The following is a 24,146-nucleotide window of genomic DNA, read 5'->3' as shown; positions in this document are numbered from 1 at the left end:
TAACTATGATTCTTTTTTTCAGAACCCCATCCAAGAGTGTGATTGCCGTAGAATGTAATCATGAACTCCCCCAGGCAGACAGCGACAAACTCTGCTGGCTTTTTGGAGAAGCCACCCCCGAAAGTGAAGACAACCTGAAAGGACATTTCGTCGGCCCGCGCCGTGAGATGATTACTCCTTGGAGTACAAACGCCGTAGAAATCACCCAGAATATGGGGCTGGACGGCATCATACGCATCGAAGAGTACTTCCCCGTAAAAGATGAGAACGCAGACCACGACCCGATGCTGCAACGTATGTACAAGGGGCTGGACCAGAATGTATTTACAACCAACCGGCAGCCGGAACCGATTGTACACATCGAAGACCTGGAGGCATACAATGAAAAGGAAGGTCTGGCACTTTCCAAAGAGGAAATGGATTACCTCAAGAAGGTAGAGAAAGACCTCGGGCGCCCTCTGACAGACTCCGAAGTATTCGGCTTCGCGCAAATCAACTCCGAGCACTGCCGTCACAAAATCTTCGGCGGAACATTCATCATCGATGGAGTGGAACAGGAATCTTCACTCTTCCAAATGATAAAGAAGACCACACAAGAGAATCCCAACAAGATTATCTCTGCCTACAAAGACAATGTGGCCTTTGCCGAAGGTCCGGTTATCGAACAGTTTGCTCCGGCAGACCACTCCAAGCCCGACTATTTCCAAGTAAAAGACATCAAGAGTGTCATCTCCCTGAAAGCGGAAACACATAACTTTCCCACAACAGTAGAACCGTTCAACGGTGCGTCTACCGGTACGGGCGGTGAGATTCGCGACCGTATGGGCGGCGGTAAGGGCTCTTGGCCGATTGCCGGAACAGCCGTTTACATGACCTCCTACCCCCGTACGGAAGAAGGACGTCCCTGGGAAGAGATTCTGCCGGTACGCAAATGGCTGTATCAAACTCCCGAACAAATACTAATCAAAGCCTCCAATGGTGCCAGTGATTTCGGGAACAAATTCGGCCAACCGCTAATCTGCGGTTCCGTGCTCACTTTCGAACATAAGGAAAAAGATGAAGTCTATGGTTACGACAAAGTGATTATGCTTGCCGGAGGCGTAGGCTACGGTACCCAGCGTGACTGTTTGAAAGGTACACCGGAAGCCGGCAACAAAGTGGTTGTCATCGGTGGAGACAATTATCGCATCGGTTTGGGCGGCGGCTCCGTATCTTCCGTAGATACCGGACGCTACAGCAGTGGCATCGAGCTGAATGCCGTGCAACGCGCCAACGCCGAAATGCAGAAACGCGCCTACAACGTGGTACGCGCACTTTGTGAGGAAGAGACCAATCCGGTGGTTTCCATCCACGACCACGGCTCTGCCGGACATGTAAACTGTCTGTCTGAATTGGTAGAGGAATGCGGCGGTTTAATTGACATGAGCAAGTTGCCCATCGGTGACACGACTCTGTCTGCCAAGGAAATCATTGCTAACGAAAGCCAGGAACGCATGGGCTTGCTGATTCAGGAAGAGGCCATCGAACATGTACGCAAGGTAGCCGAACGTGAGCGTGCCCCGATGTACGTAGTCGGCGAAACGACCGGCGACCATCGCTTTGCCTTCCAGCAAGCTGACGGTGTACGTCCGTTCGACCTCGCCGTAGAACAGATGTTCGGCTCTTCCCCCAAGACCTATATGGTGGACAAGACCGTGGAACGTCACTACGAAATGCCCCAATACGAAGTTTCCCAACTACACGAATACCTCACCAATGTGCTCCAACTGGAAGCTGTGGCTTGTAAAGACTGGTTAACAAACAAGGTGGACCGTTCTGTAACAGGCAAGATTGCCCGCCAACAGTGCCAGGGTGAATTGCAGTTGCCTCTGAGCGATTGTGGTGTGGTAGCTTTGGACTATCGCGGCGAAAAGGGTATCGCAACCTCTCTGGGCCATGCTCCCCAGGCGGCACTTGCCGACCCGGCAGCCGGCTCCGTTCTTTCCGTCAGCGAAGCATTGACCAACTTGGTTTGGGCACCGCTTGCCGAAGGTCTGGACAGCGTTTCCCTTTCTGCCAACTGGATGTGGCCTTGCCGTTCGCAAGAAGGTGAAGATGCCCGTCTGTACACGGCAGTAAAGGCCTTGAGTGACTTCTGCTGTTCCCTGCAAATCAATGTACCGACCGGTAAAGACTCTCTTTCCATGACACAGAAATACCCCGACGGCAGCAAAGTAATTTCTCCGGGCACGGTAATTGTTTCTGCCGGTGGAGAAGTTTCCGACGTCAAGAAAGTCGTATCTCCGGTGCTGGTTAACAATGAAAAGACTACCATTTATCATATAGACTTCAGTTTCGACAACCTGAAACTCGGCGGTTCCGCCTTTGCTCAAACCCTGGGCAAGGTAGGTGACGAAGTTCCCAGCGTGCAGGATGCCGAATACTTCCGCGATGCTTTCCTTGCCGTGCAGGAACTGGTCAACAAGGGACTGATTCTTGCCGGACATGATATTTCCGCCGGTGGTCTTATCACTACACTGCTTGAAATGTGCTTTGCCAATGTGGAAGGCGGTATGGAAATCAACCTGGATAAAATCAAGGAGCAAGACCTTATCAAGATTCTGTTTGCAGAGAACCCGGGTATCGTTATCCAGGTGAGCGACAAGCACAAGGAAGCTGTAAAGCAAATACTGGAAGATGCAGGCGTAGGTTACGTGAAGCTCGGCAAACCGACAGACGAACGCCATATTCTTGTATCAAAAGGCGATGTTACTTATCAGTTTGGCATCGACTATATGCGTGATGTATGGTACTCTACTTCTTATCTCCTTGACCGTAAGCAGTCCATGAACGGCTGCTCCAAGAAGCGTTTCGAAAACTACAAGATGCAACCGGTGGAATTCGCCTTCATGCCGGACTTCAAAGGCAAGTTCTCACAATACGGCATTAATCCGGACCGCCGTACACCGTCAGGTATACGCGCCGCCATCATCCGTGAAAAAGGAACCAACGGCGAACGCGAAATGGCCTACTCACTCTATCTGGCAGGCTTCGATGTGAAGGATGTTACCATGACCGACCTTATCAGCGGCCGCGAGACGCTGGAAGATGTAAACATGATTGTTTACTGCGGTGGTTTCTCCAACTCCGACGTTCTTGGTTCTGCTAAGGGTTGGGCAGGTGCTTTCCTCTTCAATCCGAAAGCAAAAGAAGCGCTCGACAAATATTATGCACGCGAGGATACGCTTTCACTGGGTGTCTGCAACGGCTGCCAGCTCATGATGGAACTTAATCTTATCAATCCCGAGCACAAGAAAAACGGCAAGATGCTTCATAATGACTCACACAAGTTTGAATCCAGATTCCTCAGTGTTACCGTCCCCACCAACCGCAGCGTAATGCTCGGCTCACTGAGTGGCAGCAAACTGGGTATCTGGGTAGCTCACGGTGAAGGAAAATTCTCCTTGCCATACGACGAGGACAAATACAACGTCGTGCTGAAATACTCATACGACGAATACCCTTCCAACCCCAACGGCTCAGATTATTCCATAGCCGGATTGGCAAGTGCCGACGGACGTCATCTGGCCATGATGCCCCACTTGGAACGTGCCATCTTCCCCTGGCAGAACGGTTGCTACCCCGCAGACCACGTAAACAGCGACCAAATCACTCCTTGGGTAGAAGCATTTGTCAATGCACGCAAGTGGGTGGAAGCCAATAAAAAATGAGCTGAACTTCCTTCTTTATAGAAATGTAACAAGCGCGGGTTATGAATAATCCCGCGCTTGTTACATTTCTATTCTTCGCTTTCTTTTTTTGCTTTTCTCAAACAAAAGCATTATTTTTGTGTTTATTTTCAACTCTCCCTCAGTACAACATTCAAAAAAACCGCTCGACAATTATGAAAAAGTACTTCTTTTTCTGCATACTACTATTATTGCCAATTATAGGCATTGCACAAACATACAAATACATCGGTGTGGAAGACGGTTTGAGCAACAGACGGGTATATGCTATTCAAAAGGGACCCAAAGGTTACATGTGGTTTCTTACCCACGACGGCATCGACCGATACAACGGAAAAGAATTCAAGCCGTACAAACTGATGGATGGAGATGAGGAAGTGAATTCCATGATGAACCTGAACTGGCTCTATGTGGATTCCAAAGGAACCATATGGGAAATTGGCAAGAAAGGACGCGTGTTCCGCTATGATACAAAACACGACCGTTTTGTCCTGGTATACAAGCTACCCGAAAGCGAAGTGAAAGGACGTCCAACCCCTATCAGTTACGGTTTTGTGGATGCCAACAGCGTAATATGGCTTTGCAATGAAGATGCTCTATATCTGTACGACAGCAATACCCAGAAGGTGACATTCATTCAAAACGAAATAGGAGAACGAATTACTGATATCGCACAGATTGATTCGACCCACTTCTTCATCGGGACCGACATCGGCATACATTATGCTGAGCTGGCCAACAACACCCTCACCCTCAGTCCCTGCAACCAATTGGACACCTTGAAGATACAAATCAACGAACTATACTATCATAAACCGTCTCACAAGGTTTTTATCGGTACTTTCCAACGGGGAATATTTACCTATGACCTGAATGAGCACAAAGTCATGCATATCCCATCCGGACTGATGGACGTTAGTATTAACTGTATCCGTGCCTACAATAACAATGAAATCCTCATAGCTACAGACGGGGCCGGTGTCTACAAAATGAATACCGATACCTATGAATCTATACCATACATTGTTGCTGACTATAACCGGTACAACTCAATGAACGGAAATACCATCAATGATATCTACATTGACAGTGAACAACGCATCTGGATGGCTAATTATCCCATTGGTATAACTGTACGCAACAACCGATATGCCGATTATCAATGGATAAAACACTCTATCGGCAATAAACAGTCACTCATCAATGACCAGGTAAATGCCATCATTGAAGACCATGACGGCGATTTATGGTTTGCCACCAATAACGGCATCAGCCTTTATTATAGCAAGACGAAACAATGGCATTCTTTTCTCAGCAGTTTCGACACCGCAAGCCATAGTAAAAACCATATCTTCATCTCATTGTGCGAAGTGGAGCCCGGCATCATCTGGGCCGGAGGATATAGTTCCGGCATCTACCAGATCAACAAGAAACTACTGTCCACAGAGTTCTTTACTCCGTCTTTATTCAGTAATCTGAATATCCGGCCGGACAAGTATATCCGTTCCATTATGAAAGATTCTTCAGGAAACATCTGGTCCGGAGGGTATTATAACTTAAAAGAAATAGATTATTCCAGAAAAAATATACGCCATTTCCCGGGCTTGAATGGTATCACTGCCATCATAGAGAAAGACTCCACACATATGTGGATAGGCACTTCCACCGGCTTGTACCTGTTGGAAAAAGCAACCGGTAAGTATACCTATATCCAGATGCCGGTAGAATCCTACTACATCTACTCCCTATGCCAAGCTTCCGACGGAATGCTGTATATCGGTACCAACAATGCCGGTTTACTGGTATATGATACGACCAAAAACACATTCAGACATTATCATAGAGACAACTGCGCCTTGATTTCCAATAATATCTATACACTATTGTCTGATGGTAAAGGAAATATCTTTCTGAGTACAGAACACGGTCTGTCCACCTTCTATCCTGTCGAAGAGACATTCCATAACTGGACCAAAGAACAAGGACTGAAGTCTGACCATTTCAACGCAGCCTCAGGCACCTTGAGGAAAAACGGCAATTTCATTTTCGGCAGTACGGATGGAGCCATAGAATTCAACAAAGACATGATCCTGCCTCGCGACTATAAGTTCAAAATGGTATTCAGTGACCTGCGGGTATTCTATCAGACCGTTTATCCCAAGGATGAAGGTTCTCCACTTATTCTGGATATTGACGAGACAAAAACCTTGCGTTTGAAGTACAACCAGAACATCTTCTCATTGCAGGTCTCAGACATCAACTATGACTATCCTTCCCTAATTCTGTACTCCTGGAAACTGGAAGGCTTCTATGAGGGTTGGAGCCGTCCGGGAGAGGAAAACGTCATCCGTTTTACCAACCTGAGTCCGGGCAACTATACCCTCCGCGTACGTGCCATCTCCAACGAAGACCGTCGTATTGTCCTGGAGGAACGCAGTATGGACATCATTATCGAGCAACCCCTCTGGCTCAGTTTCTGGGCGCTGATACTCTATGCAGTGATTATCATATCCATTGCAAGCATCACTCTACGAATAATAGTCTTGAGAAAACAGCGGAAAGAATCCGATGAGAAAATACGCTTCTTCGTCAATACGGCGCATGATATACGTACTCCACTGACGCTCATCAAAGCACCCTTGGAAGAAATCACCGAACGCGAGCAACTGACTTCCAGCGGACAGAGCAACATCAATACAGCCCTGCGAAACGTAAATGCCTTGTTGCGCCTGACCACCAACCTTATTAATTTCGAGCGCGCAGACACCTATTCCGGAAGTCTATACGTATCCGAATACGAACTGAGCACATATATGGAAGAGACGATCGATGCTTTCCGTTCATACGCAAACATAAAACACATCAACCTGACCTACGAAAGCAGCTTCCGTTATCTGAACGTATGGTTAGATAAGGACAAGATGGATTCCATTTTGAAAAATATCATATCCAACGCACTGAAATATACACCGGACGGCGGCAATGTACATGTCTTTACTTCCGAGACAGAAGATACCTGGAGTATTGAGGTGAAAGATACCGGTATCGGAATTCCGGCTTCAGAACAGAAAAAGCTGTTCAAGATGCATTTCCGTGGCAGTAATGCTATCAATTCCAAAGTTACCGGCAGCGGCATCGGACTACTTCTGGTAGGGAAACTTGTACGCTTACATAAAGGAAAGCTCAACTTCAGCAGCATGGAAGGGAAAGGCTCTTGCATCAAAATCACGTTTCCCAAAGGGAACAAGCATTTCCGCAAAGCAATCCAACGCCCTCAACCCAAAAACGAACGGATTGTTTATTCGGCTTCCGGAGTGCCTATCAATGCCTCTACTACATCATCCCCTGCTTCCAGTGGAATCTACGACAAGACGCAGCAACAGTCACAAAACAACAGTAACCACCAGAAAATTCTTATTGTAGAGGACAATGACGAATTAAGGGAATATCTGCGCAGAACATTGTCTGAACAATACAACATACAAGTATGCTCCAATGGAAAAGAAGCACTGACCATTGTCAAGGAGTATATGCCCAACCTCGTCATTTCAGACATTATGATGCCGGAAATGAGAGGAGACGAATTGTGTCATATCCTGAAGAACGACATCGAGACATCACATATCCCCATCATCCTGCTCACAGCACTGAATACCGACAAGAATATCATCGAGGGACTGCAAAGCGGAGCGGATGAATATATTGTGAAACCCTTCAATATCGGTATATTGCGGGCAAACATTGCCAACCTGCTGACTAACCGGGCACTGTTGCACCACAAATATGCCAGCCTGGACCTGAACGACGAGAAGAACAATACGGATTGCATCAACTGCTCCAACGACTTGGACTGGAAATTCATTGCAACCGTCAAAAAGAGCGTCGAAGACAATATGGACAACCCAAGCTTCAACGTCGACGTGCTCTGCAACCTGCTGAATATGAGTAGGACCAGCTTCTACAATAAGATAAAGGCACTGACCGACCAAGCTCCGGCTGACTACATCCGGCTGATTCGACTGAAACATGCTGCCCAACTTCTGAAAGAACAAAAGCATACCATCACCGAGATTTCAGAGCTGACCGGTTTCAGTGATGCGAAATATTTCCGTGAAGTATTCAAGAAACATTTCAATATGAGCCCAAGCCAGTATGCCAAGAGAGGGAAGGAAGGGAAAGATGATAAAGAAATAAAGTAAATTACAACATTTTGAATATGAATATATATCTTGAAGCATTCTCCATTTTCTTTAAGATAGGAGCCTTTACCATCGGCGGCGGTTATGCTATGGTACCGCTGATAGAAAACGAAATCGTAACCAAACGAAACTGGATAGCCAAAGAAGATTTCATTGACCTGCTTGCTATATCACAGTCCGCTCCGGGCATCCTTGCCGTCAATATATCCATTTTTATAGGGTACCGGCTACGGGGAATACGAGGGAGCATAATCACTGCATTGGGAACCATACTTCCTTCGTTTCTCATCATCCTCGCCATAGCGTTGTTCTTTCACAACTTCAAGGACAACACCATTGTGGAACGTATATTCAAAGGTATTCGCCCGGCAGTGGTTGCATTGATTGCAGCCCCTACATTCAGCATGGCTAAATCGGCCCGGATAAACCGATACAACATATGGATACCGGTGGTTTCAGCACTGCTCATCTGGCTGTTGGGCTTCTCTCCCATCTGGATTATCATTGCGGCAGGTGTAGGAGGATACTGCTTCGGACGTTTTCAACGTCCGAAGAATTAAAAATTAAAGAATTAAAAAGGATAGCAACATTAATCACTAACCATTTATCATTAATTACTAATCATGGTTTTCTTACAGTTATTCTATACATTCTTTAAGATTGGGCTTTTCGGCTTTGGTGGCGGATATGCCATGTTGTCTATGATACAAGGTGAAGTAGTTACCCGTTACGGTTGGCTTACAGCGCAGGAATTTACTGATATTGTGGCAATCAGCCAGATGACACCCGGTCCGATAGGAATCAATTCGGCAACTTATGTGGGTTATACTACGATAGCTGATTGCTACGGTACAAGCTATGGTATTTTAGGTTCTATTATTGCTACGTTTGCCGTGGTGCTTCCTTCTTTCCTACTGATGCTGACCATCAGCAAATTCTTTCTGAAATACCAGAAACATCCTTCCGTGGAAGCGGTATTCAGTGGGCTCCGCCCGGCAGTGGTCGGTCTGCTAGCCTCAGCCGCGCTGGTATTGATGAATTCGGAAAACTTCAGTTCTCCCAAAGAAGACATATATTCCTTCGTCATCAGCTGCCTCATCTTCCTCGTGGCATTTATAGGTACAAAGAAATATAAACTGAACCCGATAGGAATGATTGTAGCTTGTGGAATAGTAGGATTGATACTTTATTAGGGATTAAGGATTAAACGTTAATGATTAATCCCTAATCCTTAATCCCTAATTTTTAAAGTTTAATCTTCTTTCCAACGGATTTCGATTCATTATGCAGACGGTCCAAGGCTGTCACCACATAGCGGTACTTTGTCTTTCCGTCTTCGTAAGGAAGTTTATAGAAATTATCGCGCGTGATGGCTACAATATGGGAAGGGTCATCTATATTCACTTTCTCTTTGTCATTAAAGCGATAGACCACATATTGGACGGCACGGTTCATTTCCTCTTTATACTTGGGAGCTGTCCAGAAAAGAATATATCCGTCTTCCGTCCACACCGGTTTCATCTTACGTACCTTTGCCGGGGCTTCGTTATCCATGAAATCGAAAACGGGAGGTAGCGCCGGATACTTATGATATTCGGCAATCAGGGCATCGCGATACTTGCCTGCATTCTCTACAACCGCACTGGCAGGCCACTGGCAACTGCCACCGATGGTCTGATAGGCCCGTTGCAAGGCCATTTTGCGAGGAAGCTGATTTATCGACGGGTTCTTGGGGTCGGCATTCTGCACGGTGTTCATCACGGACTGGCCGATAAACAAGGGGCGGTTTTCCGTATTCCTGGCCCACCACTTCACCAGTGTCTCATAGTCGGCAACCGGATGTCCTATATGCCAATAAATCTGCGGAATATTATAGTCTATCCAACCTTCACGGGCCCACAGCAACACGTCCGCATAAAGGTCATCGTAGTTTTGCAGGCCTTTGGTCTTACTGCCAAGCGGGTCACTGCTTTCATTTCGGTAAATGCCAAACGGAGAAACCCCGAACTTCACCCACGGCTTGATTTCACGAATTGTTTCATGCAGTTTCTTAATCAGCACATTCACGTTGCTCCGGCGCCAGTCTCCTTTATTGCTGAAACCTCCGCCAAAACGTGCAAAACTTGCATCGTCAGGGAAATCCTTTCCCTTAATGGGATAAGGATAAAAGTAATCGTCCATATGAATGGCATCCACATCATAGCGGGAAACGATGTCGCTCACCACCATGCAGATGTGCCGGCGGCTCTCAGGCAGTGCCGGGTCAAAATACAACTGGTCGCCATAAGTGACAAACCATTCCGGATGGATATTGTACACATGATTGGGAGCCAACTCACTCTTCAAGGTCGTCTTCGTGCGATACGGATTAATCCATGCATGAAACTCCATACCACGCTTATGGCATTCATCAATCATAAACTGCATAGGGTCCCAATAGGGTTCGGGCGCTTTACCCTGCACTCCGGTAAGGAAACGACTCCACGGTTCCAGTCTGGAAGCATACAGAGCATCCGCTTCGGGACGTACCTGGAAAATTATGGCGTTGATTCCCGCCTTCTGCAAGGAATTCAACTGCCCGATCAGATTCTGCTTCAGTTTTTCGGTCGGCATTCCACGGAACTGTCCGTTTACTGACTGTATCCATGCTGCACGAAATTCACGTTTAGGATAGGCAGACCCGGTCTGCACTTGCGCAAATACTCCTCCCGCCATTAGCAGCAAGAAGAATACACATAAAAGGGATTTTACTCTCATTCTCTAATTACAGCTTTTTAACACTTAAAATAGTTTATAATTAAGGTTTGTCCTTCATCGGCCATTCCACAATAAAGCGGCATCCTCCGCAATAGGTGTCATCCAGATAAATCCGGCCTCCCACCAACTCCATTATCTCATTGGCTATGGCAAGCCCCAATCCGGACCCTTTGGTAAACGTGTCCACTTTATAAAAACGTTCGAAAATACGGTCCGATTCGTCCGGCCTGATGCCTATACCGGTATCCTCTATCACGAAGCGCAATACATGTCGGGACTTATCTTCCTCGCAGGAAACGCGTATATGACCTTCTTCCGTAAACTTCACCGCATTATCCAACAAAGACACCAGCACCATTTTCAGCCATTGCCGGGCTGCATAAAAGGCCATAATGCCGGAAGCAGGCACATATTCCAGTTCAACTCCCGGCTTCAGTTCCGGACGGAAGCCCTCAATACATTCCTTGCAACACGCATCCACTTCTATCTCCTCCCGCGGCATCTCCCACACTCGCGAATCCATATCCGCAATATTGAGTATGTTCTCCATCAGACTCAACAGATATGTATTGTTGCCCTCCACTTGTTCAACATACTCGCGTTTCTCCACATCATCCAGTTTCTCTTGAGCCAGCAAGGTAGAAAAGCCGACGATGGAATTCAACGGAGTACGGATTTCATGGGTGATATGCTGTATAAAGGAACTTTTGACCTGGCTCATTTTTTCCACCGCCCTGCGTGCAGCTTCCAACTTGCGGTTCATGGAGAGGGTGCGGATATACAGATAAGTAATGAGCAGCAAAAGCAACAATACCAGTCCGCCAACGGCCAAGGCTATCATCAGTCGTTCCTTGTTCAATCTGGCACTCAGCTCCAGCTTCTCCATCTTCAACCGGTCCACCTCAAACTGTGCCGTATATTTGCTTAGCTTGTCATCCATTTCTGCCGTACGCACGGAGTCACTCACGGCGGCATATCTGGCATAACTGCGGCAAGCCGCACGATAATCGCCCAACTGTTCCTGCAGTTCTCCTTTCATATAATGGTTATAAGGATAGCAAAGCCCCAGTGAATGCTGATAATCCATGAGTGAATCCACGTAAGCAATGTTACCTTTCAAATCACCGAGGATACGGCAACACATTATCTTATAGCCAAACCATGCTTCGGGCGTCGAGCTCTCCGGATGTTGACGGTAGAAGCGGTCAGTCTCCTCAATATAAGGCTCAGCAGCCTTTCTACCTTCATTGGCCAATAAGCCTATAACCCTGAATTCACAGAAACGCAGGTGCAGGGAAGGGTCTACGCCGACTTGTTTACGGTTCAGTTCATCCTCCAGTTGCGACAATTTACTCAGATACTCGCCGGCTTCTGCATACTCACTGCGTGAAAGATAAGTCTGGATAATATTAAGCAACACCACGTATGCGTCACGATAGTAGCTGCCTTCCTCGAAAAGTTTCAGTGCATTGTTGTAATTCTCTATACACAGTTTTACGTTGTTTCCAAAGACCCGATGGTTATACCCGATGCACATTTCGCCACATGCCAATCCGTATTTGTCCCGGGCTTGCTCGGCATCCTGATGGAGCCTGACGGTTTCAGCCATCGCCTCCTCCTGCATACCTTTCTCTGTCATGCGCTGAATGTACTGCCGCCACGCCATATACCGGTCTCGTGTCCGTTGGTATTTCCGGCACCAGTCCATATATTCATAGGTTGCGGCTTTCAGGTGGTCAATGTCCCCCAACTGATAATAATGAGAAATCAGGTTGTTGTGGGCATCGCTAATCTGTACCGTATCGTTCAGTTCGCGGGCAAATTTCATCCACCGGGCATTGACGGAAGGCAGCCGGTCTTGTCCCAACACTTTCCGCGCACTATCTGCCAGAGCTTTCATCTCTCCATAAGGGTCTTCGGCATACAAGATTGAGGGGTATAAACCTAATACCAGCACAACAAGAAGCCATTTTATATTACGCTTTACCATGTTCGGACATTAAAAGGAGTCGGATGCGAATTTAGTGCTTTTATTTAATGTAAATTAGCAGTCATCCTAAAGTATAACAAATCTTAACCTTGCCTGTCTGATACGATTTTTCCAGCAGGTTCGTTTTATTCTACCCCGGTTTGCATTATCTTTGCAAATCCTAAATCACATAAGTGACTTTTATATGGCAGAAAATACATCGATTATCATAAAGGGAGCTCGTGTCAATAACCTCAAGAACATTGACGTAGAGATTCCCCGTAACAAACTCGTAGTCATCACCGGACTGTCCGGTTCCGGAAAATCCTCACTTGCTTTCGATACATTATATGCCGAGGGGCAGCGCCGCTACGTGGAGAGCTTGAGCAGTTACGCCCGCCAATTCCTGGGACGCATGAGCAAGCCCGAATGCGATTTCATCAAAGGCATCCCGCCTGCCATTGCCATCGAGCAGAAAGTTAGCAGCCGCAATCCGCGGTCCACCGTGGGCACCTCCACCGAAATATACGAATACCTGCGGCTGCTCTATGCCCGTGTGGGGAAAACCTTCAGCCCGGTCAGCGGACAGGAAGTGAAGAAGCATTCGGCGGAAGACATCGTGAAGTGCATGCTGGAATATCCGGAAGGAACCAGATATACCGTGCTCGCCCCGATATTGCTGCGCGAAGACCGCACGCTGCAACAACAACTGGAGATAGACATGAAGCAAGGTTTCACCCGTCTGGAAGTGAACGGTGAGATGATGCGCATCGACGAATACAAGCCGAAAGAGGGAGACACCGTTTTCCTGCTGATTGACCGTATGACAGCCTCTTCCGAAAAGGACTCCGTGAGCCGCCTCACCGACTCGGCAGAGACAGCCATGTACGAAGGAGACGGCGCCTGCCTGCTGCGGTTCTACCAGTCCGACGGAAGCACCTGCCTCTACCGGTTCAGCACCAAGTTCGAGGCGGACGGCATCATCTTCGAGGAGCCGAACGACCAGATGTTCTCCTTCAACTCTCCCATCGGCGCATGTCCCGTATGCGAGGGATTCGGGAAAGTCATCGGCATCGACGAGCATCTCGTGATACCCGACCGCTCCTTGTCCGTCTATGATGGAGCCGTTGTATGCTGGCGGGGCGAAAAGATGGGCGAATGGAGGGATATGGTGATACACGGAGCCGAGAAAGCCGGCTTCCCCATCTTCACTCCCTATTATGAACTGACCGACGAGCAACGCCGGATGCTGTGGGAAGGGACACCCTACTTTGAGGGCATCAACGCCTTCTTCAAGATGGTGCAGGAAAATCAGTACAAGATACAATACCGTGTGATGCTGGCACGCTACCGCGGAAAGACGCTCTGCCCCAAATGCCACGGTACCCGCCTGAAGCCCGAAGCAAACTACGTACGCGTGGGAGGACGCAACATCTCCGAACTGGTAGATTTGCCCATCACTGAGTTGAAGCTCTTCTTCGACAACCTGCAGCTAGACCCACATGACGCCGACATAGCCCGCCGCATCCTGACAGAAATCAACAGCCGCATCCAATTCCTATTGGATGTCGGTTTGGGATACCTCACGCTGAACCGCCTCAGCAACTCGCTCTCCGGCGGTGAAAGCCAGCGAATCAACCTCGCCACCTCGCTGGGAAGTAGTCTGGTGGGCAGCCTGTATATTCTTGACGAACCGAGCATCGGCCTGCATAGCCGCGATACGGACAAACTGATACACGTGCTCCGCCAGCTGCAACAGTTGGGCAATACGGTAGTGGTAGTGGAACACGATGAAGAGATTATCCGTGCTGCCGACTATATCATCGACATCGGTCCCCGGGCAGGCCGCCTGGGAGGGAAGGTCGTCTACCAAGGAGATATGAAAGACCTTCAGAAAGACAGTGACAGCTATACCGTGCGCTATCTGCTGGGCGAAGAAACCATCCCCCTGCCGGAACACCGCCGCCCGTGGAACAACTACATAGAAATAAAAGGCGCGCGCGAAAACAACCTGAAGGGTGTAGAGGCACGGTTCCCGCTGAATGTAATGACCGTAGTCACCGGTGTCAGCGGTTCGGGCAAGAGTACGCTGGTACGCGACATCTTCTACCGCGCCCTGAAACGAGAGTTGGATGAATGCAACGAACGTCCAGGCGAGTTCACTTCCATTGGAGGAGACTTGCAGAACCTGCGCAATGTAGAGTTTGTTGACCAGAATCCTATCGGGAAGTCATCGAGAAGTAACCCCGTGACCTACATCAAGGCCTACGATGAAATCCGTAAACTATGGGCGGACCAACCGCTTGCCAAGCAGATGGGATACAGTGCCGGATACTTCAGCTTCAACAGCGAAGGCGGCCGTTGCGAGGAATGCAAGGGTGAAGGCACCATCACGGTGGAGATGCAATTCATGGCAGACCTTGTACTGGAATGCGAATCCTGCCACGGCAAACGCTTCAAGGCGGACACGCTGGAAGTGAAGTTCCACGACATGAATATCTACGACGTATTGGAGATGACCGTAAACCAAGCCATCGAATTCTTTACGCAACACGGACAGAAAAAGATTGTGAAGAGGCTGCAACCCTTGCAGGATGTAGGTTTGGGATATATCAAACTGGGGCAAGCCTCCTCCACCCTCTCCGGTGGAGAGAACCAGCGCGTGAAACTCGCCTTCTACCTCAGCCAGGAGAAAGCAGACCCGACCATGTTCATCTTCGATGAACCGACCACCGGACTACACTTCCATGACATCAAGAAACTGCTCGAAGCCTTCGATGCCCTAATACGCCGCGGGCACAGCATTGTCATCATCGAACATAATCTGGATGTGGTGAAGTGTGCGGACCATGTGATAGACCTGGGGCCCGAAGGAGGGGACAAAGGAGGAAACATCGTAGCTACCGGTACACCGGAGGAAGTGGCGAAGTGTGCGGCAAGTTATACGGGACAATTTTTGCAAGAGAAATTACACCCCTCGCTTCCTTAAATAGAACACAGAGGCACGGAGACACAGAGATATTAAATTCAAGGAAAAAGAATAAAACTCTATGCCTCCGTGTCTTTGTGTTTAATCTTACCGGGTGCTACTACTCCAATTTAAAAGTAACCGGAAAAGTAAATTCCACCTTCACGGCTTTACCCTGCTGCATCCCCGGTTTCCATTGTGGCATCAATTCTACAATCCGTAATGCTTCCTCATCCAGGGCAGGATACCTGCTGCGCATAATAACGGGGTCCGTCACACGACCATTCTCGTCAATCACCACGCTGACAGCAACTCTTCCTTGAATGCCATTCTTACGGGCTTCTTCCGGATAACGGATATTCTTTTGAATAAAATCCATTAAGGCTTTCATACCTCCCGGAAACTCGGGCATCACTTCCACTACTTTATAGACCGGTTCTTCCATTGGCTCTTCCGTTATCAATTGTGGGCTCCCGCCCTTCCCTGCATCCGAAATATAAGGGGGAAGAGATGTCTTTTCCGCCGTTCTCCATTCTTCCTCATTGTCCGTCAGTCTGAACTCAGCCATCATCAAGACAGGTTTCCTCCTGATGGTTATCTCATAAAAGTAACGGTAGCGTCTCGGCTTGTTGGGATGCACATCCGGATAAAGGGAGGCTTTCATAACCCTTTCCTCCCCATCCCGCAGCACATAGGCGATGTCCCAAAAGGCAGCGTTTATCGGCAATTCCCGCCAGGTACCTTTTTCGTCTTCGAACGTCAGGTAGTAATGCTCGCCGCAGGTCAAATCTCCGCCGCTGTGATTGCTGAGGATGAATGTCGCATGGAGAGCTTTCGTTGAAAAGACCGGATATTCGAGACGGATATGGATGCCACGAATATGATTCCTGCCTACTCTCTCGTTGATGACGGGGACTTCTACACCATGAAAACAGAAAACGGGGGAGTCCATTATCTTCTCCCGGAACTCTTTCTGCCGCTCGGGAGTATTCACCATCAAATCTATATCGATGCAATGCAACCCCACCCCATATCCGGTCACATTCCTCTGAATGTGTGTATATGGTGTATTATTCAATCTTTTTCTCAGTTCTTCGTGAATGGCAAGCAATTGTCTTTGCAAGTAGTCACCATCATCCGCAATCCCTATCTTGAGGCTATCGCTCACTGTTTTTTTTCCCACCCCTTGGTCTATCCTTACTGTATCTATGGAATCTTCAGACATTTCCATGCGTTCCGTCTTATTCATTCGGCAAGATGACAAGCAGCAAAGCAATAAGGTAATACAAACTCTATTCATGGCATTTTGCTTTTAGGATTCATACTTCGAGTATAAATATAAGGATTTTTGCTATAATGTTCAAAACCAGCCTCTACTTTCATTAACATATAAAAAGTTTCACGTTATCCAGGCAACCAACAAATATCCACTTTTATAGTGGAATATTGGAGATATACATTACCTTTGCACAATGAAAACAATCTAAAAACAATGGAAATACACTTTGATAAGGAATACTTGCAACAACTATATGAGGAAGGAAAAACAAAGGATAAGAAATATCGCTTTCAGCCTCAAATGGTGAAACGATATCAGTTGCGCATAAAGACCTTGGAATACGTTCAAAATATCGAAGAGCTTTACGCCATTCGGTCGTTTCATTACGAAGTATTGAAAGGAGATAAAGCAGGTATTTCTTCCATTAGAGTAAATGACCAATACCGCATAGAATTCACAGTAAAGCAGAGTACATCTGAAACCGTAGTGACAATATGTAATATCCTGGAATTATCGAACCACTATAAATGATTATGAATATGGGAAATTATAAATGTCAACGCCCTATACATCCGGGTGAATTACTCAAAGAAGAGGTGGGAAATAGAAAATTACCCCAAACTAAGCTTGCTGCACAAACCGGCATCTCATATAAGGTACTAAACGACATCTTGAACTGTCGACGTCCCCTCACAACATCTACAGCATTGCTCTTTGAAGCAGCATTGGGAATCAGTGCCGGCTTGCTGATGCGAATGCAGCTAGACTATAACATGCAATTGGCTGAAAGTGACCAAACACTCATGGAGCGCTTGAAACAAGTTAGAAAATATGCAGCATTGCTCTAAGCAAAACGTTACTGCAAAACCACTGCATATCTTTTGCAGTACTGCTGCAAACATTTATGCAGTGCCACTGCAACACATTTACAGCGGCACTGCAAAAAAACTTGCAGTAGCAGGAAAATAAGATTAGAAATAGAATCCGAAACCTACCTTCAGACCGAATTTAGAACGGTCGCTATTGACGTTCCAGTAAGCTGCAGGTTCGATGGTCACCGTGCGGGTCAGGAAGAACGCATAACCGGCTTCCAGACCGAAAGAGAACTTGGTATCATCCAAATCATGTCCCCAATCCCAACGGTCCACATTGACATCGGCACCCAGATACACGCCAATCTTGTCGAAATAATAACGTCCACCTACACCCAGCGTATAGACATCGAGGTCAGACCCTCCGGTATTCCAAGCAGCCCCGGCATGCACCAGCAAGGCGATGTTGTCGAGCAGGAAAGCACCTCCCTTGGCTTCAAGGCCAAAACTTGTCTTGTCGGTTCCCGTGTCATGAGAAAATTCCAAACCGGTGATGGACGGGTTCAAAATCCACTTACCTTTTTCAAACTGTGCCTGAGCTGCCACTGTGACAACAAGCAAGCAAACGAATAATGCCAGTTTTTTCATCTTGTTCTGTTTTTTGAGTAAATAATCAATGTTGTTTATTGTCTTCTTCGAATCGCTTGCGTTGCAGCGCCTCCTTCTTGCGAAGCACCAGCCACAGCACAAATACAATGAGGTACGAAGCAGCTACGGTGACATACTTCTCAGTATCGCTGATTTCCGTATTGCGGGGAAGGAAATAAGCGGCAGTAGCAGAAACGTAAATAAGCAGGGCCAACGTGAGCCCGGTAGATTTCTTGATTTTCTTCATTACCAAAGTTTTTTAGTCGTCTTAAAATACCAAATATTAAACCAAATAGCAGCCAGCACAACAGCTATCAAGGCTATGCCCAGCGCATAATTCGGACCGAGCCCGAAACCTTCGGGAGCAATGCAGATGTAAGTGGTACACACAGCCGTCATGAATAATGCCGGGAAATAGGTGACGTAATAATAACGTCCTTTCTTCTCGCGTACCAGATAGACCGTAATGGCCCACAACGTAAAGACGGACAGAGTCTGATTGGCCCAGGCAAAATAACGCCAAATCATATCAAATCCATCCTTGTCCCGCAGGCTGTAAAGCAACAAGCTAATGGCTACCAGGAACATCGGGATGCATATATATAAACGGCGACGCATGGATTTTTGTTCCATTCCCAAGAAATCCGCCACAATGAGGCGCGCTGAACGGAAAGCCGTGTCGCCACTGGTAATAGGCGCGGCAATAACACCCAGAATGGCCAATACGCCACCTACGGCACCCAGCCAGTCTTTTGTAATGGCGTCTACAATGATAGAGGCATTCGTCTCCCCCATCCCGTTCTCGTGGAAGAAATAAGTGGCGGCGGCAGCCCATATCAGAGCTACAATGCCTTCGGTTATCATTGCCCCATAGAAAACGGGGCGTCCGTGGCGCTCGCTTGTCATGCAACGTGCCATCAGCGGACTCTGCGTGGCATGGAAGCCACTGATGGCACCGCAGGCAATACTGACGAACATGATGGGGAAGATGGGCAATGCAACCGCATCGGGATGCGTGTTCTGCAATCCGTCCCATATCTCCGGCAATGCAGGATGGTTGACGTAAAGCATTACCAGAATACCGACCGCCATGAACAGCAGGGCAACGGCGAACAGTGGGTATATCTTACCGATAATCTTATCTACCGGCAGCAAAGTGGCAAAGATATAATAAGCGAAAACAACAATAATCCAGAAGGTGGTATCCAAGCTGTCGGGGGTCAACTTGGCAAGCAGTCCGGCCGGCCCTGCCACAAAGACAGCTCCCACCAATATCATCAGGATGACGGTAAAGCCGCGCATCACCTGCTTGGTGGTCAGCCCCAGATAGCGTCCGATGATTTCCGGCAGGCTTTCCCCGTCATGCCGCAAGGAGAGCATACCGGCAAGATAGTCGTGCACTGCACCGGCAAAGATACTGCCAAGTACAATCCACAGATAGGATGCCGTACCGAACTTAGCTCCCATGATGGCACCGAAGATAGGTCCCAACCCGGCAATATTGAGAAACTGTATCATAAAGATTTTCCAAGTAGGCAGTGGAATGTAATCCACACCATCGGCTTTGGTAAGGGCGGGTGTTTTGCGGTCATCGGGACCAAAGACGCGTTCTATGAAGCGTCCGTAGATAAAATAGCCGGCTATCAACGCCAGCAGGCAAAGCGTAAATGTAATCATGGCGTGTTAATATCTTTAATGTATGCAAATGTAACAGTTTCCAAGTAAACAGCACAAAATAATCGGGTGTTTTGCTTATCTTCGCCGAGAAATATGACAGAAATAAAGAAGAAAAGAGAAAAATGAAACGAATTATTTCCATTTTACTATATATGGCCGTCTTGCTGCCACTGGCTGCGCAACCGCCCAAGCATGAAGTGCGTGCCGCCTGGATAACTGCCGTCTATGGCCTGGACTGGCCGCAGACACGCACCACTTCGCCCGAAGGCATCCGCAAGCAACAGGCCGAACTGATTGAAATATTGGACAGACTGAAAGCCGCCAATTTCAACACAGTACTGTTCCAGACCCGTACACGGGGAGATGTCCTCTACAAATCAGCCATCGAGCCCTACAACTCCATACTGACCGGAAAGGTGGGCGGCGACCCCGGCTACGATCCGCTGGCTTTTGCCATAGCCGAATGCCACAAGCGCGGTATGGAGTGCCATGCCTGGATGGTGACCATCCCTCTGGGCAACCGCAAGCATGTAGCCGCCCTCGGTAAAGAGTCCGTCACCAAAAAGAAACGCGCCATCTGCGTACCCTACAAACGCGAATACTTCCTGAATCCCGGACATCCGCAAACCAAAGAGTACCTGATGAGCCTTGTCCGCGAAGTGGTGGAACGCTACGATGTAGACGGGATACACTTCGACTACCTGCGCTATCCGGAAAACGCCCCCCGTTTTCCCGACAGCTACGACTACCGCAAATACAGCAAAGGACGCAGCCTTGCCCAATGGCGCAGAGACAACCTGACGGAAATAGTACGCTATATATATAAAGGTGTAAAAGCCATGAAACCCTGGGTAAAGGTCAGCACCTGCCCGGTAGGAAAATACAAAGACACTTCCCGCTACCCCTCCCGTGGCTGGAATGCCTTCCACACCGTCTATCAAGACGTGCAGGGTTGGCTGGGCGAGGGCATCCAGGACCAGATTTATCCGATGCTCTATTTCCGTGGCAATCATTTCTATCCCTTTGCCCTCGACTGGCAGGAACAAAGTAACGGACGCCAAATCATTCCCGGTCTGGGCATCTACTTCCTCGACCCCAGCGAAGGGAACTGGACGCTGGACGAGATTGAACGGCAGATGCACTTTATCCGCGCCCACGGTCTGGCGGGCGAGGCACACTACCGCGTGAAGTATCTGATGGACAATACGCAAGGGCTTTATGAGGCGCTGGAAGAAGACTTCTATACCGCCCCGGCCCTGCAACCCGCCATGCCGTGGATAGACAATGTAGCTCCTACACCTCCCTCCGGACTCACGGTGGAAACACCGGAAAACGGCTATTGGAAACTAAGCTGGCAACCCGCCACGGACAATGACAAGCGGAATGCTCCGATGTATGTAATCTACGGTTCGGACACCTATCCCGTAGATACCTCCAATCCGGAGAATATCCTGGCACAACGAGTACAAGGTACGGAATATACCTATGCCCCCATCCGCCCGTGGACTGCCCGAAAATATTTTGCCGTGACAGCCATAGACCGTTGCGGAAACGAAAGCGAAGCTATTCAGCAGCAGTGACACAGACAAAAGCCCGGTAACGGCTCTTCGGAGTGACCGGTACCAGAGGCAGATAGCCGGAAACAACCCTGCCGTCCTTCACCACCAGCGGATAGCTTTGCATATCCTGCTCATGCCGCTCCATCAAAGCTTCATGGGTCGGAAAACAATCAATGGAGAAACGTCCCTCCCCACCGGGGACAATGAAATGATCACTAAGCACATGGGAAACGATTCCCATATTCATCCGTAGATTTATTTCGACATGGGGGTTGATGGCATACGGATGCCCTTCCTTCTGACGGCAGACCATCATGTCCACACCCAAGAAACCCATATAAGATGTAGCATAACTCGTTTCCAATGCTTTCTGCATCATATTGCGTATGCGTACAAATGCTTCAAAGGGTACATATTGCTGAATCCATTCCTCCACTTGCTCATCCGAAGTAAGGATATTACCACGATATGCCCCTTTGTCATCCGTAACAAAACGGGAATAGCCGACAAAAAGAAGCTTTCCCCGACCATCCGAATAAAATTCCATGGCAAAGTCTTCCACCTTATCAAATATAGGCTCCATCACAAAACCTCTATTTTCTTTCAGCGCCCTACTACACCAATCGGAAACATTTTTCGTAAAGCCATGACGGCACCAACACAATCCCTTTCCACTTCCCGACCAAAGTGATTTGAACACACATCCCTCCTTGTAACGATCAACAATATCCGGAGAGATATCCGTCATTCTACCATCAGCCTCCACCAAGCAACAACCGTCACCACAAGTATAATCTATTTTATTGAAATAGAAAAGTGCGCGAAAAGCCAAAGCGTTACTACGGGCAGCCTTCATACGATATTTATCCAAAGCATCCGGCGTAGGAAGATTTTTTTCCAGAACACCGCCTTTCAACATCCGTTTACGGATAGCGGGGTTCCATCCCCAAGGCATTACCCGCACATCAGCATAATCGGGCAGCTCCGGCTCTGTCACCAAATGCACATCCAGCCGGAACAACTGTTGCATCTGTTTCAGATAATCTGCATTATAGGCGGAAGAGGCCAGTACCCCACTACCCGGCTGGGCATACCAAATCGGCAACAAAGCCAAGTCTTCAGCCATACGGCGGATGGTAGCGGGCGCCATATAATTTTCTTCATTATTTCCCAATGCCATATCTGCATCAGGATTGAACACATAAAGTTTCATCTTTCAAATGTTAACCAATTACTCACGTTTTGTATGAGAGTGCAAAGTTATATAATATTTTGCCATCTCTACTTTGCAAATCTATAAAAAAGCCGTATATTTGTCGCCCGATAAACCGAATTTAAAGCATGGAAGCATTTTACCGTACACACGCTTATCTCGTAGAGCATACCAATGCCCCCGTACGCCGCGACCTAATGGACGAAATAGACTGGAATGACCGTCTTATCGGTATCAAAGGCACAAGAGGCGTAGGTAAGACTACTTTCTTGCTGCAATATGCCAAAGAGAAATTCGGCACAGACCGCTCCTGCCTCTTCATCAACATGAACAACTTCTACTTCTCCGGACATGGCATCGTGGAGTTCGCCGCCGAATTCCAGCGTCGCGGAGGAAAAGTGCTGTTGATAGACCAGGTATTCAAGTACCCGGAATGGAGCAAGGAACTGCGTATGTGCTACGACCGCTTCCCCAACCTGAAAATCGTGTTCACCGGCTCGTCCGTGATGCGCCTGAAAGAGGAGAATATGGAGTTGCGCGACATCGTGAAGAGCTACAACCTGCGCGGCTTCTCCTTCCGCGAATACCTGAACCTGCAGACGGGCATGAAGTTCCACGCCTATCCGTTGGAAGAAATCCTGAGCAACCACGAACAGATAGCCAAAGGCATCCTCTCCAAAGTACGTCCATTGGACTACATGCAGGACTATATGCACCACGGCTTCTACCCTTTCTTCCTCGAAAAGCGTAACTTCTCGGAGAATCTGCTCAAGACAATGAACATGATGGTGGAAGTAGACATCCTGCTCATCAAACAAATTGAGCTGAAATACCTTTCGAAGATAAAGAAATTACTATATTTGTTGGCCGTGGACGGGCCGAAAGCGCCGAATGTCAGCCAACTGGCAAACGACATACAGACCTCCCGTGCCACCGTGATGAATTACATCAAGTATCTGGCAGACGCACGACTCATCAATATGGTCTATCCGAAGGGAGAAGAATTCCCCAAGAAGCCGTCGAAGATAATGATGCACAATTCAAATCTGATGTATTCCATCTATCCCGTCAAGGTGGAAGAGCAAGACGTACTGGACACTTTCTTTGCCAACACAATGTGGAAGGACCACAAGGTGAACAAGGGCGACAAGAACATCTCGTTCATGGTAGATGAGGTGATGCCTTTCAAGATTTGTCCGGAAGGAACAAAGATAAAGAATAATCCGGGAGTTACTTATGTACTGCATAAGGCAGAAATAGGCCGAGGCAACCAAATACCTCTCTGGTTATTCGGTTTCTTGTATTAAGAGAGAGATTTTTTTACTTAAATAAATAAT

16 protein-coding genes are annotated in these 24,146 nt (G+C 47.9%); 9 read left to right on the top strand and 7 right to left on the bottom strand.

Annotated features, from left to right (window positions below; all coding sequences use genetic code 11):
• Nucleotides 1-5: 5 nt before the first annotated feature.
• The 4 genes from purL (at nucleotide 6) to ACESTD_RS11350 (ending at nucleotide 9,120) form a co-directional block, all read left to right on the top strand.
• Nucleotides 6-3,710, top strand: coding sequence for a phosphoribosylformylglycinamidine synthase (gene purL, locus ACESTD_RS11365; protein ID WP_195288676.1), 3,705 nt, complete (start codon nucleotides 6-8; stop codon nucleotides 3,708-3,710).
• A gap of 173 nt (nucleotides 3,711-3,883) precedes the next feature.
• Nucleotides 3,884-7,927, top strand: a complete 4,044-nt coding sequence (locus ACESTD_RS11360; RefSeq protein WP_373158879.1) for a two-component regulator propeller domain-containing protein — start codon at nucleotides 3,884-3,886, stop codon at nucleotides 7,925-7,927.
• Nucleotides 7,928-7,944: 17 nt separating this feature from the next.
• Nucleotides 7,945-8,487 carry a chromate transporter gene (locus tag ACESTD_RS11355; protein ID WP_005826309.1) on the top strand — a complete coding sequence of 181 codons (543 nt, stop codon included), beginning with the start codon at nucleotides 7,945-7,947 and terminating at the stop codon, nucleotides 8,485-8,487.
• 63 nt (nucleotides 8,488-8,550) lie between these two features.
• The gene (locus ACESTD_RS11350) at nucleotides 8,551-9,120 is read left to right on the top strand and encodes a chromate transporter (protein WP_373158878.1); all 570 of its coding nucleotides are present in this window, start codon (nucleotides 8,551-8,553) and stop codon (nucleotides 9,118-9,120) included.
• Between the two features lie 52 nt (nucleotides 9,121-9,172).
• Here ACESTD_RS11350 and ACESTD_RS11345 read toward each other — a convergent pair whose 3' ends face one another.
• A complete protein-coding gene (locus ACESTD_RS11345) occupies nucleotides 9,173-10,684 on the bottom strand; it encodes a glycoside hydrolase family 10 protein (protein ID WP_034525493.1) in 1,512 nt (503 codons plus the stop codon).
• Between the two features lie 40 nt (nucleotides 10,685-10,724).
• Nucleotides 10,725-12,674, bottom strand: a complete 1,950-nt coding sequence (locus ACESTD_RS11340; RefSeq protein ID WP_057256358.1) for a sensor histidine kinase KdpD — start codon at nucleotides 12,672-12,674, stop codon at nucleotides 10,725-10,727.
• 184 nt (nucleotides 12,675-12,858) lie between these two features.
• Between ACESTD_RS11340 and uvrA the strand changes: the two genes are divergently transcribed.
• Nucleotides 12,859-15,642, top strand: a complete 2,784-nt coding sequence (uvrA, locus tag ACESTD_RS11335; protein ID WP_195583506.1) for an excinuclease ABC subunit UvrA — start codon at nucleotides 12,859-12,861, stop codon at nucleotides 15,640-15,642.
• A 100-nt stretch (nucleotides 15,643-15,742) separates the two neighbouring features.
• Here the strand turns inward: uvrA and ACESTD_RS11330 are convergent, their stop codons facing one another.
• Nucleotides 15,743-16,921, bottom strand: a complete 1,179-nt coding sequence (locus ACESTD_RS11330) for an energy transducer TonB (protein ID WP_175331350.1) — start codon at nucleotides 16,919-16,921, stop codon at nucleotides 15,743-15,745.
• 192 nt (nucleotides 16,922-17,113) lie between these two features.
• On the opposite strand from ACESTD_RS11330, the gene ACESTD_RS11325 reads away from it, so the two are divergent.
• Both ACESTD_RS11325 and ACESTD_RS11320 read left to right on the top strand, forming a co-directional pair.
• The gene (locus ACESTD_RS11325; protein ID WP_005826303.1) at nucleotides 17,114-17,431 is read left to right on the top strand and encodes a type II toxin-antitoxin system RelE/ParE family toxin; all 318 of its coding nucleotides are present in this window, start codon (nucleotides 17,114-17,116) and stop codon (nucleotides 17,429-17,431) included.
• Nucleotides 17,432-17,439: 8 nt separating this feature from the next.
• Nucleotides 17,440-17,748, top strand: a complete 309-nt coding sequence (locus tag ACESTD_RS11320) for a HigA family addiction module antitoxin (protein ID WP_005835633.1) — start codon at nucleotides 17,440-17,442, stop codon at nucleotides 17,746-17,748.
• A gap of 123 nt (nucleotides 17,749-17,871) precedes the next feature.
• Here the strand turns inward: ACESTD_RS11320 and ACESTD_RS11315 are convergent, their stop codons facing one another.
• Genes ACESTD_RS11315 through ACESTD_RS11305 form a run of 3 tightly spaced genes read right to left on the bottom strand, consistent with a single transcriptional unit; the run spans nucleotide 17,872 to nucleotide 20,037 of the window.
• Nucleotides 17,872-18,360, bottom strand: coding sequence for an outer membrane beta-barrel protein (locus ACESTD_RS11315; RefSeq protein WP_005826298.1), 489 nt, complete (start codon nucleotides 18,358-18,360; stop codon nucleotides 17,872-17,874).
• 25 nt (nucleotides 18,361-18,385) lie between these two features.
• Nucleotides 18,386-18,607, bottom strand: a complete 222-nt coding sequence (locus ACESTD_RS11310) for a hypothetical protein (protein ID WP_005826297.1) — start codon at nucleotides 18,605-18,607, stop codon at nucleotides 18,386-18,388.
• Nucleotides 18,607-20,037, bottom strand: coding sequence for a carbon starvation protein A (locus ACESTD_RS11305; protein WP_008663941.1), 1,431 nt, complete (start codon nucleotides 20,035-20,037; stop codon nucleotides 18,607-18,609). The genes ACESTD_RS11310 and ACESTD_RS11305 overlap by 1 nt, the downstream gene beginning before the upstream one ends.
• Before the next feature lie 122 nt (nucleotides 20,038-20,159).
• Between ACESTD_RS11305 and ACESTD_RS11300 the strand changes: the two genes are divergently transcribed.
• Nucleotides 20,160-21,617, top strand: coding sequence for a glycoside hydrolase family 10 protein (locus tag ACESTD_RS11300; protein ID WP_227239016.1), 1,458 nt, complete (start codon nucleotides 20,160-20,162; stop codon nucleotides 21,615-21,617).
• On the opposite strand, the gene ACESTD_RS11295 is transcribed toward ACESTD_RS11300, so the two are convergent.
• Nucleotides 21,601-22,809 (bottom strand): hypothetical protein, encoded by a 1,209-nt coding sequence (locus ACESTD_RS11295; RefSeq protein WP_044467947.1) that lies wholly within the window; start codon nucleotides 22,807-22,809, stop codon nucleotides 21,601-21,603. The two genes, ACESTD_RS11300 and ACESTD_RS11295, sit on opposite strands and share 17 nt — an antisense overlap.
• Nucleotides 22,810-22,937: 128 nt before the next feature.
• On the opposite strand from ACESTD_RS11295, the gene ACESTD_RS11290 reads away from it, so the two are divergent.
• On the top strand, nucleotides 22,938-24,116 hold the full coding sequence (locus tag ACESTD_RS11290; RefSeq protein ID WP_005826292.1) for an ATP-binding protein: 1,179 nt from the start codon (nucleotides 22,938-22,940) through the stop codon (nucleotides 24,114-24,116).
• Nucleotides 24,117-24,146: the final 30 nt, after the last annotated feature.

Origin of the sequence: Bacteroides sp. AR20 (genome assembly GCF_964250605.1) — a bacterium.
In the GTDB taxonomy this organism is placed as follows: Bacteria; Bacteroidota; Bacteroidia; order Bacteroidales; family Bacteroidaceae; genus Bacteroides; species Bacteroides uniformis.
The sequence above is the reverse complement of the archived record's forward strand: the minus strand, read 5'-3'. Positions and strand labels throughout refer to the sequence as shown.